General features: G+C 69.9%; 11 protein-coding genes and 1 pseudogene. 9 read left to right on the forward strand and 3 right to left on the reverse strand.

The annotated features are described in order from the left end of the window. Positions 1-90: 90 nt before the first annotated feature. A complete protein-coding gene (locus AB0L91_RS11555) occupies positions 91-1977 on the forward strand; it encodes an ABC transporter ATP-binding protein (protein WP_365009209.1) in 1887 nt (628 codons plus the stop codon). 24 nt (positions 1978-2001) lie between these two features. Here the strand turns inward: AB0L91_RS11555 and AB0L91_RS11560 are convergent, their stop codons facing one another. Beyond that, positions 2002-2694, reverse strand: a complete 693-nt coding sequence (locus AB0L91_RS11560; protein ID WP_218718368.1) for a GntR family transcriptional regulator — start codon at positions 2692-2694, stop codon at positions 2002-2004. 243 nt (positions 2695-2937) lie between these two features. On the opposite strand from AB0L91_RS11560, the gene AB0L91_RS11565 reads away from it, so the two are divergent. The 7 genes from AB0L91_RS11565 to AB0L91_RS11595 are packed head-to-tail and all read left to right on the forward strand — an operon-like array spanning position 2938 to position 11072. Then, the gene (locus tag AB0L91_RS11565) at positions 2938-3858 is read left to right on the forward strand and encodes an ABC transporter permease (protein WP_365009212.1); all 921 of its coding nucleotides are present in this window, start codon (positions 2938-2940) and stop codon (positions 3856-3858) included. Beyond that, on the forward strand, positions 3855-4727 hold the full coding sequence (locus AB0L91_RS11570; RefSeq protein ID WP_365009215.1) for an ABC transporter permease: 873 nt from the start codon (positions 3855-3857) through the stop codon (positions 4725-4727). Before AB0L91_RS11565 ends, AB0L91_RS11570 begins: the two co-directional genes overlap by 4 nt. Then, positions 4724-5725 (forward strand): ABC transporter ATP-binding protein, encoded by a 1002-nt coding sequence (locus AB0L91_RS11575; RefSeq protein ID WP_365009218.1) that lies wholly within the window; start codon positions 4724-4726, stop codon positions 5723-5725. Before AB0L91_RS11570 ends, AB0L91_RS11575 begins: the two co-directional genes overlap by 4 nt. Then, complete coding sequence (locus tag AB0L91_RS11580; RefSeq protein WP_357341957.1) at positions 5722-6720, forward strand: oligopeptide/dipeptide ABC transporter ATP-binding protein; 999 nt, start codon at positions 5722-5724, stop codon at positions 6718-6720. The genes AB0L91_RS11575 and AB0L91_RS11580 overlap by 4 nt, the downstream gene beginning before the upstream one ends. Further along, the gene (locus AB0L91_RS11585) at positions 6717-8246 is read left to right on the forward strand and encodes an ABC transporter substrate-binding protein (RefSeq protein WP_365009222.1); all 1530 of its coding nucleotides are present in this window, start codon (positions 6717-6719) and stop codon (positions 8244-8246) included. Before AB0L91_RS11580 ends, AB0L91_RS11585 begins: the two co-directional genes overlap by 4 nt. Before the next feature lie 4 nt (positions 8247-8250). After that, entirely contained in the window at positions 8251-9501 is a 1251-nt protein-coding gene (locus AB0L91_RS11590) for an amidohydrolase family protein (RefSeq protein ID WP_365009223.1), read from the forward strand. Between the two features lie 2 nt (positions 9502-9503). Beyond that, complete coding sequence (locus tag AB0L91_RS11595; protein WP_365009225.1) at positions 9504-11072, forward strand: chlorohydrolase family protein; 1569 nt, start codon at positions 9504-9506, stop codon at positions 11070-11072. A 19-nt stretch (positions 11073-11091) separates the two neighbouring features. Here the strand turns inward: AB0L91_RS11595 and AB0L91_RS11600 are convergent, their stop codons facing one another. Beyond that, complete coding sequence (locus AB0L91_RS11600; RefSeq protein WP_365009227.1) at positions 11092-12087, reverse strand: oxidoreductase; 996 nt, start codon at positions 12085-12087, stop codon at positions 11092-11094. 16 nt (positions 12088-12103) lie between these two features. Next, positions 12104-13183: a DNA polymerase IV gene (locus AB0L91_RS11605; protein ID WP_365009230.1), complete on the reverse strand. Its 1080-nt coding sequence runs from the start codon at positions 13181-13183 to the stop codon at positions 12104-12106. A gap of 150 nt (positions 13184-13333) precedes the next feature. On the opposite strand from AB0L91_RS11605, the pseudogene AB0L91_RS11610 reads away from it, so the two are divergent. After that, positions 13334-13741 (forward strand): annotated as a pseudogene (locus AB0L91_RS11610) (PaaI family thioesterase); the annotation flags it as partial. Between the last annotated feature and the right edge of the window lie 24 nt (positions 13742-13765).

Consider the following 13765-nt stretch of genomic DNA (forward strand, 5'->3'; position numbering starts at 1 on the left):
CCCAGGAAAGTATTTGCGATCAACCTTTGTTGAGGTTTTAGTGTCGGTGGGCAGGAGTTCGATGGGCGGGGAGCGAAGAGGAGTACGGCAGTGAGTATCGAATCGGTGGCCTACAGCCAGATGTACCGGCGGATGAACGCGCCCGAGGAGGAGCGGCCGTTCAGCCTGTCCACCGCGCGGCGCATTCTGCGTTTCGCCGAGGCGCACTGGCGCCGGATCTCGGCGTTCCTGCTGCTCAGCATCGTGGCCGCGGTGCTCGGCGTGGCGACGCCGGTGCTCGCCGGTCGCGTCGTCAACGACATCGTCGGCGGCTCGGCGCCGCGCACGGTGGTCCTGCTCGCCCTCGTCATCGCGGGCCTGGCGGTGCTCGACGCCGGGCTCGGCATCGTCATCCGGTGGCTGTCCGCCCGGATCGGCGAGGGCCTGATCCTGGACCTGCGCACCGCCGTGTTCGACCACGTGCAGAAGATGCCGGTCGCGTTCTTCACCCGCACCAGGACCGGCGCGCTGGTGAGCAGGCTCAACAGCGATGTGATCGGCGCGCAGCGCGCGTTCAGCGACACCCTGTCGGGCGTGGTCACCAACCTGGTCACGCTGGCGCTGACGCTGGCGGTCATGCTCAGCATCTCCTGGCAGATCACCCTGCTCGCGCTCGTGCTGCTGCCCGTGTTCGTGATCCCGGCGCGCCGGGCCGGTAACCGCCTGGCCGCCATGCAGCGCGAGGCCGCCCAGCTCAACGCGGCCATGAGCACCCAGATGACCGAGCGTTTCTCCGCGCCGGGCGCCACCCTGGTGAAGCTGTTCGGCAGGCCGAAGCAGGAGTCCACGGAGTTCGCCGTGCGCGCCACCCGGGTCCGCGACATCGGCGTGCGCACCGCCATGCTGCAGACCACCTTCGTCACCTCGCTCACCCTGGTCTCCGCGCTGGCCTTGGCCCTGGTCTACGGCCTCGGCGGCTGGTACGCGCTGCGGGGCAGCCTCGACGCCGGTTCGGTCGTCGCCCTGTCGCTGCTGCTGACCCGCCTCTACACCCCGCTCACCGCGCTGGCCAGCGCGCGCTTGGAGATCATGTCGGCGCTGGTGAGCTTCGAGCGCGTCTTCGAGGTGCTGGACCTGAAGCCGCTGATCGAGGACGCGCCCGGCGCGGCCCCGGTCGCGGACGGTCCGGTCGCGGTGGAGCTGGACGGGGTGAACTTCGGCTACCCCTCGGCCGACAAGGTGTCGCTGGCCTCACTGGAGGACGTGGCGACCCTGGACACCAGGGGCGGGGTCGAGGTGCTGCACGAGGTGTCGCTGCGCGCCGAGCCCGGTCAGCTGATCGCCCTGGTCGGCTCCTCGGGCGCGGGCAAATCGACCATCGCCCAGCTGGTTTCGCGCCTCTACGACGTCGACTCCGGCGCGGTCCGGCTCAACGGCACCGACGTGCGGGAGCTGACCACCGAGTCGATCCAGCGCACGGTCGGCCTGGTCACCCAGGACGGCCACCTGTTCCACGACACGATCCGCGCCAACCTGCTGCTGGCGCGGCCGGAGGCCACCGAGGACGAACTGTGGGACGCGCTGCGCCGGGCCCGCCTCGGCGAGCTGGTCGACTCGCTCACCGACGGCCTCGACACCGTCGTCGGCGAGCGCGGCTACCGGCTCTCCGGCGGTGAACGGCAGCGCCTGACCATCGCGCGGCTGCTGCTCAAGCAGCCCCGCGTGGTGATCCTCGACGAGGCCACCGCCTCGCTGGACTCCACCTCCGAAGCGGCGGTGCAGGAAGCGCTCACCGAGGCGCTGCAGGGCCGGACCGCCCTGGTGATCGCGCACCGGCTCTCCACGATCCGCTCCGCCGACCAGATCGTGGTGCTCGAGCAGGGCCGGATCGTCGAGCGCGGGACGCACGCCGACCTGCTCAACGCCGACGGCCGCTACGCCGAGCTCTACCGGACCCAGTTCGCCGAGGACCCGGTCGCCGTCACCACCGCGGCCTGACCAGCGCGCACGCCGGCCCCGCCCTCAGGCGGGGTCGGCGTGCCGCAGCGCGGTGACGATGGCCAGCGTCGGTGTCCGGCCCGCCTCGGTGTGGCTGAGCATCGCGTACTCGGCCAGCCGCTCGTCACCGGAGGAGATCGCCTCGATGAGATGGCGATGCTCGTCGCGCTGCTCCTCGGTGTCGCGGTCGGCGGTGAGGAAGAACAGCCAGGCCATCCGGGCCAGGATGGTGCGCATCAGCTGGGTGAGCAGACTGTTGCCGGACAGTTCGACGATCGCGCCGTGCAGTTTCGCGTTGGTCTCGGCGATCCGCAGCGGATCACGAGAGTCGGTGGCCACCTGGGCTTCTCGCAGCGCGGCCCGCAGCGGGGCGCTGTCGTGCCCCTGCCGGATGCGGGCGGCCGCGAGCCGGGCGCCGAGCGGTTCCAGCCCGATCCGCACGTCGAACAGTTCCTCGACGGCCGCGCGATCCCAGGAGCGGACGACCGCGCTGCGCCGGGGCAGCGCGCTGACGATGCCGTCGAATTCGAGCAGCGCCAGCGCCTCACGCACCGGCAGCCGCGAGGTGCCGAGCATGGCGGCGACGCGGGCCTCCGGTAACTTCTCGCCTTCCCGGTATACCCCGGTGATGATGTTGCGCCGAAGTTCGTCGTAGATCCGCCGGGTCTGGGAGGTGTCGTCGACGGCTTCCGCCGGGCGACGTTGGTCTCGGGCCACGGAGTTAGTCTACGAATATATCTTTGGTCGACTGTTATTTCGTCTGGTCACGCACCGGCGCACGCCATTCCGCCGCCGTATCCGCGTGCGGGCAATGACTGAAAAACACCTACTGACCACGAAATATATATCTTTTCGACCAGCCCCATCATTCACCGGACCGAAACGTGCGGAACACGAGCGGGATACACCCGAATCCAATTCTGTATACCGATTCATCATCGGCCACAGAGAGGATGCGAGTTGGCCGTCTATCTCCTCCGCCGCTTCGCGCAGGCGGTGATCACCGTTTTCGCCGTCATCTCGCTGGCGTTCCTGCTCGGCAGGCTGACCGGAAGTCCCGCCGCGTCGCTGCTGCCCGAGACCGCGAGCGAGGCCGACATCGCGGCGCTGAACCACGAACTCGGCTTCGACAAGCCACCGCTGACCCAGTTCCTCGACTACCTCACCGGCATCCTGACCGGCGATTTCGGCGACTCCTACCAGCAGACCGGTACTTCGTCGATGTCGCTGGTCCTGCAGCGCCTGCCCGCGTCCCTGCAATTGGGTGTCGCCGGCTTCGCGATCGGCCTTGCGCTGGCCTTCGCCGTAGTGCTCGCCGTTCATCTCAGTGGTCGCTGGTCGCTGCGCGGGGTCGCGCTCGGGATCGGCGCGGCCCGGCTCGCGGTGCCGGACTTCCTGTTCGGATTGCTGCTGGTCCTGGTGTTCTCGGTGACGCTGGGCTGGTTGCCGTCGCTGGCGGGTGCCGATCCGCTGGCGATCGTCATGCCCGCGGTGACCATCGCGACGGCGCAGTTCGTCGTCTACTCGCGGCTGCTGGACAACTCCCTGGTGTCGGAGAGCGCGCAGGACTACGTGCGCACCGCCTACGCGCGCGGCGAGCGCCGGTCGTCGGTGCTGCTGTGCGATGTGCTGCCCAACGCGCTGCTGCCGGTGCTCACCATCTCGGGAATCACGTTGGGCACCTTGCTCGGTGGTTTGGTCATCGTCGAAAACGTCTTCGCCTGGCCGGGTTTGGGTCAGTTGATGCTCGACGCGGTGTTCAACCGGGACTTCCCGGTGGTCCAGTCCGGGCTGGTGGTGATCGCGACGATCTTCGTGCTCGTCAATTTCGGCATCGACGTCCTCTACGGCGTCATCGATCCGAGGGCGAGGGTCCGGTGAGCCGTCCCCGTCACTTCGCCACACTCGCCGGCGGCACGATGATCCTGGCCGTCGTCCTGTTCTCCCTGCTCTATCCGCTGTTCCCCGGCTACGACCCGTACGCGCAGCAACTCGCGTCGGCGTTCGTGCGGCCGTTCACCGACGGGCACTACCCGCTCGGCACCGATTCGCTCGGCCGCGATCTGGCGAGCAGGCTGGCGCTGGCCGGGCGGATCACGCTCGGGCTGGTCCTGGTGATCGTGGTGGTCAACGCGCTGATCGGGATGGCGATCGGCACGGTGTCGGGCTACTTCCGCGGCGTCACCGACAACGTGCTGATGGGCATCGCCGACGTGCAGCTCGCGGTGCCGATGACGCTGGTGATCATGGCCGTGTCGGCCATTCGCGGCCCGAGTACCGCGCTGATGGCCACGATCCTCGGCGTCACCTTCTGGGTCGGCTACGCCAGGGTGGCGCGGTCGGTGGCGCTCGGGCTGTCCGGCCGGGACTTCGTGATCGCGCCCAAGCTGCTCGGCGCGCGGTCGGGCTGGGTGATGCGCAAGCACGTCCTCGGGCATGTCACCGCGCCGGTGCTGATCCTGGCCACCGCCGACCTCGGGAACGTGCTGATCATGATCTCGTCGTTCGACTATCTCGGCCTCGGCGTGCAGCCGCCGACGCCGAGCTGGGGCCTGATGATCACCGACGGGCAGAAGTACCTGCGCCAGGCCCCGTATCTGACGATCGTGCCCGCCGTCGCCCTGCTGCTCGTGATCGGCGGAACCCTGCTGGCCAGCAGGCGATTCACCGACGAGGGGCAGGGGCTGCGCCGGGTCAGGCGGGCTCCGCGCGGCCGTCGCGGCGCTCTCGTGAAGGAGGTTGCGGCATGAGCGCGCTGTTGGAGATCACCGATCTCACCGTGGGCTACACGACGGCCACGGGGGAGCGGGTCGTGCTCGTCGATTCGGTGAGCCTGGCCCTGGCCGAGGGCGAAGTGCTGTGTCTCGTCGGCGAATCCGGGTCCGGCAAGTCGGTGACCATGCTCGCCGTGCTCGGCCTGCTGCCAGCACCGCTGGAGATCTTCGCCGGCAGTGTGCGTTTCCGCGGCGCCGAGCTCGTCGGCGCCGACGACGAGACGCTGCGGCGGCTGCGCGGCGCCGAGCTCGGCATGGTCTTCCAGGACCCGATGACCACGCTCAATCCGGTCCGCCGGGTCGGCACCCAGATCGGTCGCGCGCTCGCGGTCCACCAGCGGCTCGACGCCACGACGCGCAAGCGGCGGGTCGTCGAACTGCTCGCCGCCGTCGGCATTCCGCAGCCGGCCGAGCGGGCGAAGGCCTACCCGCACCAGTGGTCGGGTGGCATGCGCCAGCGCGCGGTGATCGCCATGGCCATGGCCAACGATCCGGCGGTGCTCATCGCCGACGAGCCGACGACCGCCCTCGATGTGACCATCCAGGCCCAGCTCATGGAGGTGCTGGCGCAGGCCCGTGCCCGCAGCGGCGCGGCGATGGTGCTGATCACCCACGATCTCGGGCTGGTCGCCCAGTACGCCGATCGGGTGGCGATCATGTACGCGGGCCGGGTCGTCGAGTCCGGCACCGTCTGGCAGATCTTCGACGACGCCACCCACCCGTACACCCGCGGACTCCAACGCAGTCTGCTCGGGCAGTCCGGCAGCGCGCGTGCCTATGCCATTCCCGGCTCGCCGCCGTCGCCGACGCGACGTCCGGCCGGATGCGGCTTCGCCCCACGCTGCGAGTTCGCCGGGAAGACCGGCGAATGCGACACCACGGCACCGGTTCTCGTGCCGCTGGCCACCGGCCGCGCGGTGGCCTGTCCGCCTGCGGTCGAGTCCGTATCGATCGAACAGGACCTCTCCGCATGACGACGATCGACGAGCCCGAGGACGTGATCCGCGTCGACGGGCTGGAGGTGAGCTTCACCAGCAGGCGCGGGCTCCTCGGCAAGCGCAGGCTCCGCGCCCTCGACGGCGTGAGTTTCGCGGTGCGCCGCGGCGAGACCTTCGGCCTGGTCGGCGAATCCGGGGGCGGCAAGTCGACGCTGGTCCGCACGCTCTTCGGCATCAACACCCCGAGCGCGGGCTCGATCCGCGTCCTCGGCCACGACCTGGCGACCCTGCGCCCGCAGGCCAGGCGCGCGCTGCGCAACCGGGTGCAGCTGGTGTTCCAGGACCCGTACTCCTCCCTCGATCCCCGGATGACCGCGCACGACATCGTCGCCGAGCCGCTGCGGATCGCGGGCGGGTACCGCGAGGAGCGCGTGGTGGAACTGCTCGACCAGGTGGGCTTGGGCCGGGACGCGCTGGCGCGCAAGCCCGCCGAGTTCTCCGGCGGGCAGCGGCAGCGGCTCGGCATCGCCAGGGCGCTCGCCCCGGGACCGGAGGTGCTCGTCCTCGACGAACCCGTCTCCGCGCTGGACGCCTCGGTGCAGGCCCAGGTGATCAATCTGCTGCAGGACCTGCAGGAACAGCTCGGCCTGTCGTATCTGTTCATAGCCCACGATCTTTCGGTGGTGCGCCACCTGTCCGATCGGATCGCGGTGATGCACCTGGGCAAGCTCGTCGAGATCGGCCCGACCGAAGACGTGTTCACCGGCCCGGGGCACCCGTACACGCGGGCCCTGATCGCCTCGGCCCCCGTGCCCGACCCGCACCGGCGCCGCCGCGACACCGCGACGCTGGTGCGCGGCGAACTCCCCGATGCCGCAAACCCACCGAGCGGCTGCACCTTCCGCACCCGCTGCCCCCTGGCGACGCCCGAATGCGCCTCGCACGTACCGGAACTCGAACCACAGGGCCGCACCGACCATGTCGTGGCCTGCCTGCGCCCGCTGGCACGCCCGTCGAAAGGAAACCGATGAAACCGATCACCCGCGGTATGGCGACGGGGCTCGCCGTCCTCGCGTTCACCACCTTCACCCTCAGCGCCTGCGCACCGGCGGGCACCGATACCGCGTCGGCGAAGACGCTGGTCGTCGGCGCGGTGACCGAACCGACGGACGTCCCCGATCCGATCAGCGACGGCTCGCTGGCCGGCTACAACTACTACTTCGCGACCTTCGACCAGCTCGCCCGGTTCGACAGCGAAGGGGTGATCGGGCCGAAGCTGGCGACCGCGTGGGAGCACAACGCCGACTTCACCCAGTGGACGTTCACGATCCGCGACGACGTGAAGTTCCACAACGGTGAACCACTGAAAGCCTCCGACGTCGCGTTCACCTACAACAAGATCAAGGCCACCCCGACCGGCGATCCGGCCACCTACATGGAGATGTTCACCTCCGCCGCCGTCGGTCCCGGCAACACCGTGGTGTTCAGTCTCAATGCCCCGTTCTCCGCGTGGCCGACGATCACCACCGGCGTCTCGATCGTGCCCGAATCCGTCTACACCGCACTGGGTTCGGCCGGGTTCGCGGCCGCGCCGGTCGGTTCCGGGCCGTTCGTCTTCGATCACTACACGCGCGGCGTCGAATACGCCGTCAAGCGCAATCCGGACTACTGGGGCGAGAAGGCGGCGCTCGAGGCGGTCACCTTCAAGACGGTGGCCGACGCCGACGCCCGGCTCAACGGCGTGCAGTCCGGCAGCCTCGACATCGCGCTGATCGCGCCGAATCAGGTGTCGGCCGTCGACGGTGCCAAGAGCGTGCACATCGAGTCGCGGGTCTCCAACGGCGTCACCTTCCTCGGCATGAACGCCACGGCGGGTCCGCTGGCCGACCAGCGGGTCCGCGAGGCGATCGCGCTGTCGATCGATCGCGAGGGCATCGTGAAGACCCTGCTGGCGGGCCGCGCGACGGTCGACAACCAGCTGGTCGCCGAGAACGTCGGCGGGTTCGACCCGAAATACCCTGCGCCGGTGCGGGATACCGCCAAGGCCAAGCAGCTGCTGGCGGCGGCGGGATACCACGGCGCGCCGATCCCGTTCCAGTACGCGACGAACGGGCGCATCCCGCTGAGTTCGGAGATCGCGCAGGCGATCCAGGCCAACCTGGCCGAGGTCGGCATCACCATCACCCTGCAGGGCACCGATCAGAGCAGCCTGTCGCAGATGATCTACACCAAGAAGTCCGCCACCGGGATCTATCTCAACACCTACGCGCCGTCCACCATGGACGGTGACGCGCCCATCGCCTCGATGTTCGGCGGGCAGTGGAACGACTACGCGATGCTGCCGGAGACCCAGGCGCTGGTCGCCAAGACCCGGACCGTCGCCGGGCAGGCCAGAATCGACGTGTACCGCGAGCTGTTCACCCTCAACGACACGAAGGCGCTGCTGATCGGCCTGTACACACCCGACGCCAGCTATGCCGTCGATCCCGCGCTGCGGTGGAAGCCGAGGGCGGACGGGATGATCACCGTCGACGCCGCGACCTTCGGAAAGGACTGAGTCCATGGGAGATTCGCTGCTGCTCACCGACGTGCGCCCGTGGGGCGGCGACCCGGTGGACGTGCTCGTCGAGGACGGGGTGGTCGCCGCGGTGGCCGCCACCGGAACGACGACGACAGCGGCGGAGCGGGTCGACGGCGCGGGCAGGCTCGTCCTGCCCGCCCTGTCCGACGTGCATCTGCACCTGGATTCCAGTCGCCTCGGTCTGCCGTTCCGCGCGCAGACCGGGGCACCGGGCCGCTGGGGCCGGATCATGAACGACCGGGAGCATTGGCGAACGGCCGAGCGCTCGGTGACCGATCGGGCCTCGTTCACCCTCGCCGTCGCGGTCGCCAACGGCGCCACCAGGATTCGCAGTCACGCGCAGGTCGACGCCGACACCGGGCTCGCGAAGCTCGAGGGCGAGCTCGCGGCGCGGGAACGCTACGCCGCGGTCTGCGATGTGGAGATCGTGGCGTTCCCGCAGGTCGGCATTCTGCTCGAACCCGGTGTCGTCGACCTCATGGACGCGGCGCTGTCGGCCGGGGCCGACCTGGTCGGCGGGATGGACCCGTGCGAACTCGACCGCGATCCGGTGCGTCATCTCGACGCGGTGTTCGGGCTGGCCGAGAAGCATCAGGCCGGGATCGATATCCATCTGCACGAGGCAGGCGAGCTCGGGCTGTTCACGTTGTCGCTGATCAGCGAGCGGGTGCGGGCACTCGGGATGACCGGGCGGGTGACCGTCTCGCACGCGCGGTGTCTGGCGAGCGGCCTGCCCGGGGTGCCCGCGGCGATCGAGCGGCTGGCGGAGTTCGACATCGCCCTCACGCACGCGGCGGGCGCGCAGGGCTGGGCGCTGCCGCTGCTCGAGCTGGCCGCCGCCGGGGTGCGGGTCGGTGTCGGGATGGACGGACAGCGGGACTATTGGTCGCCGTACGGCAACGGCGACATGCTCGACCGCGCGTGGCAACTCGCGTTCGTCAACGGGTACGGCTCGGACCAGCATGTGGAACACGCGCTGGCCGTGGCGACCTGGGGCGGGGCGAGCGTGCTCGATCGAAGTCTGCGTCCACTCGATCTGCGCGACCCGCATCCCGGTTTCGCCGTCGGTGATCCGGCGGAGTTCTTCCTGGTCGACGCGGTGAGCCCGACCGCGGCCGTGATGGACCGGCCCGCCGCGCGGACCGTCATCCACCGGGGCGCCGTGGTCACGGTCGATACCGCGATCGAGGGTTTCGAGATCCCCGGCCGTTTCGGCGGAGCAGGGAGCTGACGATGCGACGCAATATCCGGGCACGGCATGTGCTGGCCTATTCGCCCGAAACCACCGATGCTGCCGACGGGCAACCGGACGCCCGGTCGGCGGGCGGGCGCAGGTCGCGCATCTGTGCCGCAGCGGCGGAAGCGGATTCGGCTGCCGGCTCGGCGGACGGGCACGTGCTGCTGACCGATGCCGAAGTAGTGGTGGAGGATTCGCGCATCGTGGCCGTCGGCCCGCGCGGGGCGGCGTCGGCCGACGAGGTGATCGAGCTCGGGAACGCACTGTTGCTGCCCGGTCTCATCGATCTCGACGCGCTCGCCGATATCGACCACACGATTCTGGATTCGTGGCAGTCGCGTGAGCTGGGCCTCGGCCTGCAATGGTCACGTGACTACGCAACGCATCGACGGCGGGCCGTGTTCGATGCCGAGGAGCGGGCGTTCATCCGCGAGTACAGCTTCGTCCAATTGTTGCTGCACGGAGTCACGACGGCGATGCCCATCGCCTCGGAGGTGCACAGCGACTGGGCCGAGACCTTCGACGATGCCGTCGCGATGGCGGAGGCGGCGCAGCGGCTCGGCCTGCGGGTGTACCTGGGGCCCGCGTATCGCTCCGGGGTCAATGTCGTTGACGCGGACGGCACCCGCTCCATCTACTGGAACGAGCGACTCGGCCGCGACGGATTCGACGGTGCGGCACGTTTTCTCGACTGGGCGGCCGAGCGCGGATCCGATCTCGTGCACGGCACGCTGCTCCCGTGCCGGATCGAGTCGCTGACCGAGGAGCTGATGCGGCGCACAGCCGAACTCGCGTCGGCGACCGGCGTCCTGGTCCGCCTGCACGCGCTCCAAGGGTTGCTCGAGCGCGAGTTCATCGTGGAGCGTTTCGCCGCACCACCGCTGGATGTGCTGGCGCTGACCGGTCTGCTCGGGCCGAATCTGCTTATCCCGCACGGTATCTACCTGGACGCACACCCCCGGGTCGACGCGGATACCGACGACGATCTGGCCACGCTGGCCGCGTCGGGAGCCGCGATCGTGCACTGTCCGCTCACCTCGGCCCGGCACGCGGCGGCCCTGGACACCTTCGACCGGTACCGCGCGGCGGGCGTGCGGATCGCCCTCGGCACCGATTCGTTCCCGCCGGATCTGGTGCGCGGCATCGACATCGGCGTCACCATCGCCAAACTGCTCACCCACCGGCTCGACGGCGCGACCTACGCCGACTACCTGACCGCGGCCACCCTCGGCGGCGCGGACGCGCTCCGGCGCCCCGACCTGGGCAGGCTCGCGGTCGGGGCGACCGCCGACCTGGTCGCCTTCCGGCTCGACGATCCGCGCGACGGCGTGCTCGACGATCCGATCCGCACCCTGTGCATGAACAGCACCGGGCGCGCGGCGGACTTCGCCATGGTGGCCGGGCGGATCACCCTGCGAGACGGGGTGATTCCCGGTATCGATCTGACGGCGATGACCCGCCGCGCGCAGGTCCTGTTCGATCGGATGCGCGAGGCGTACTCCGAGCGCGACTACCTGCGCAGACCCGCCGACGAGCTGTTCCCCGCGTCGTTCCCGGCGAAGTAGGCCGCGCGGCGGGCACCGATCAGAACTCGCCCGCGACGCCGATCACCGAGCGACCGGAGTGGGTGCCGTCCTTGATCGACTGCAGCACCGCGCCGACCTCGGTGATCGGGGCGAACGACTCGATCGTCGAGAGATGCTGTGGCCGCAGTTCCTTGCCGAGCGCGGTCCACAGCGCGCGCCGCTTCTCGATGGGCAGGAAGACCGAGTCGATGCCGAGCAGGCTGACCCCGCGCAGGATGAACGGCAGCACGGTGGCGGGCAGTTCGGCGCCACCGGTGAGGCCGCTGGCCGCGACGGCGCCGCCGTAGCCGATGGAGCTCAGGACGTGCGCCAGCGAAGCACCGCCGACGCTGTCCACCGCCGAGGCCCACTGCGCCTTGTTGAGCGGGCGCGGCTTGGCGTCCGGGTCGAGCGGGAGGCGGCCGATGACCTCGTTGGCGCCGAGCTCGGCGAGCAGGTCGCCCGCGTCGGTCTTGCCGGTGGAGGCGATGATCTCGAAGCCGAGGCCGGACAGGATGTCGATGGCGACGGTGCCGACACCGCCGGTCGCGCCGGTGACCAGGACCGCGCCGTCGTCGGGGGTCAGGCCGTTGTCGAGCAGGGCCTGCACGCTCATCGCCGCGGTGAAGCCCGCGGTGCCGATGGTGGCGGCGTCGCGGGTGTCCAGGCCGTCCAGGCGCACCACCCACTCGGCGGGCACGCGCGCGTACTCGGCGAAGCCACCGTTGCGGGAGACGCCGATCTCGTAGCCGTGCGCGATCACCTGGTCGCCCGGGGCGAAATCGTCGGACTCGGACGCGACCACCTCGCCGGTGAGGTCGATGCCGGGCACGATCGGATAGTTGCGCACCACGCCGCCGCGCGGGGTGATCGCCAGCAGATCCTTGTAGTTGGCGCTCGAGTAATGGACCTTGATCGTCACCTCGCCTTCGCCGAGGAAATCCTCCCCGACCTGCTCACGAGCGAGCACGATCCCACCGTCGGATTCACGGGCCACCATCGCGGAGTAATCCATGGGTTCGAGCATACGATCAACGGTCCGGCTCGGGCGGCAGGAGTTCGAGGCGAACGCCCAGCAGGCGGACGGGGCGGTCGAGGTCGAAGCGGTCGATGATGGCCAGGGCCGTGTGGACGATGGTGGCGATGTCGGAGGTCGGCTGGGGGAGTTTCTGCTGCTTGCTGCGGGTGTAGAAGGTCTTGGTGCGGACGGTGACCGCGACGCGGGTGCTGATGCGGTGGTGCTCGATCATCTCCTCGGCGACCTCGGTGGCCAGGCGGGCCACTTCGCGGCGGATCTCGTCGGGGTCGGTGAGATCGTGCGGGAAGGTCTCGGACTTGCTGCGGCCCACCGGGATGCGCGGGGTGGTCGAGAGCTCGGTGTCGCCCTTGCCGTGTCCGAGGACCCACAGGTAGGGGCCGGTGTTCGGGCCGAACTCGGCGGCCAGGCGCTGCCGGTCGGCGGTCATCAGGTCGGCGACGGTGACGATGCCGAGGTCGGCCATGCGCTTGGCGATCCGGGCGCCGACGCCCCACAGCGCGTCGGTGGGGCGGTGGCCCATCAGCTCGGCCCAGTTCGCGGCGGTCAGCTGGAACACCCCGGCCGCGGCGCCAGGATCGTGCTCGGGCTCGGCGGAGGTCTTGCCGGTCGACTTGGCGAACCCGGTGGCCAGTTTCGCGGTGAGCTTGTTGTCGCCGATGCCGACCGAGCAGGTCAGGCCGAGCGCGGTGATCGCGCGCCGGATCTCGGCGGCCAAGCGCCACGGATCGTCGTCGGTGGCGACGAAGGCCTCGTCCATGCCCCAGATCTCGACGGCGCCGGCGACCCGGCCCAGGGTCGCCATGATCTCGTCGGAGGCGACCTCGTAGGCGGCCATGTCGACCGGCAGGAAGACACCCTCCGGACACTTGCGCTGCGCCATCTTCAACGGCATGCCCGCGCGCACGCCGAAGGCCCTGGCCGGATAGGACGCGCAGGTGACGACCTTGCGCGGCTGCGCGGGATCGCCCTCGCCACCGACGATGACCGGCTGTCCGCGCAGCTCAGGACGACGCCGGAATTCCACCGCCGCCTGGAACTGGTCGAGATCGACATGCAGCAGCCACTGGGGCACGGTTGAAGTATTACCGCACGGTACCGACAAAACGGCGCAACCTTCGCACCCGGCGGTGCGGCACTGGCGTACTCGTCACTCACCTTCGGATGGCAATATCCGTAGCGCGCCAACCGATGTCACGACCGAGCTCGAAGAACGGAACACCCGATGCCGACCGAAGCCACCACCCTCGACCTCGACCTGGCCCGCCAGGTACTCGCCGCGCAACCGTTCGCCCGACTCGTCGGCACCGAACTCACGGAATTCGGGGACGGCGCGGCCACACTGGTGATCGAGATCCAGCCCGAGCACGGGCAGCAGTTCGGTTTCGTGCACGGTGGCGTGCTGGCCTACGCGGCCGACAACGCGCTCACCTTCGCCGCGGGCACCGTCCTCGGACCCAACGTGCTGACCGGCGGCTTCACCATCACCTACCTGCGCCCCGCCCTGGGCGAACGGCTGCGGGTGCACGCCACCGTGCTCGGCGCCACCCGTCGCCAGGCGGTCACCCACTGCGACGTCTACGCCGAGACCGAGGGCGAGGAGCCGATCCTGTGCGCGGTCGCGCAGGGCACGACGCGGCGGGTCGAGAAGGACCTC

Source organism: Nocardia sp. NPDC051833 (assembly GCF_040681225.1).
Classification (GTDB): domain Bacteria; phylum Actinomycetota; class Actinomycetes; order Mycobacteriales; family Mycobacteriaceae; genus Nocardia.

Bases quoted from the DNA above. Each gene is read 5' to 3' on its own strand.
- AB0L91_RS11585 (WP_365009222.1), top strand. From the start codon at position 6,717: ATGAAACCGATCACCCGCGGTATGGCGACGGGGCTCGCCGTCCTCGCG.
- AB0L91_RS11575 (WP_365009218.1), top strand. From the start codon at position 4,724: ATGAGCGCGCTGTTGGAGATCACCGATCTCACCGTGGGCTACACGACG.
- AB0L91_RS11580 (WP_357341957.1), top strand. From the start codon at position 5,722: ATGACGACGATCGACGAGCCCGAGGACGTGATCCGCGTCGACGGGCTG.
- AB0L91_RS11600 (WP_365009227.1), bottom strand. From the start codon at position 12,087: ATGGATTACTCCGCGATGGTGGCCCGTGAATCCGACGGTGGGATCGTG.
- AB0L91_RS11595 (WP_365009225.1), top strand. From the start codon at position 9,504: ATGCGACGCAATATCCGGGCACGGCATGTGCTGGCCTATTCGCCCGAA.
- AB0L91_RS11590 (WP_365009223.1), top strand. From the start codon at position 8,251: ATGGGAGATTCGCTGCTGCTCACCGACGTGCGCCCGTGGGGCGGCGAC.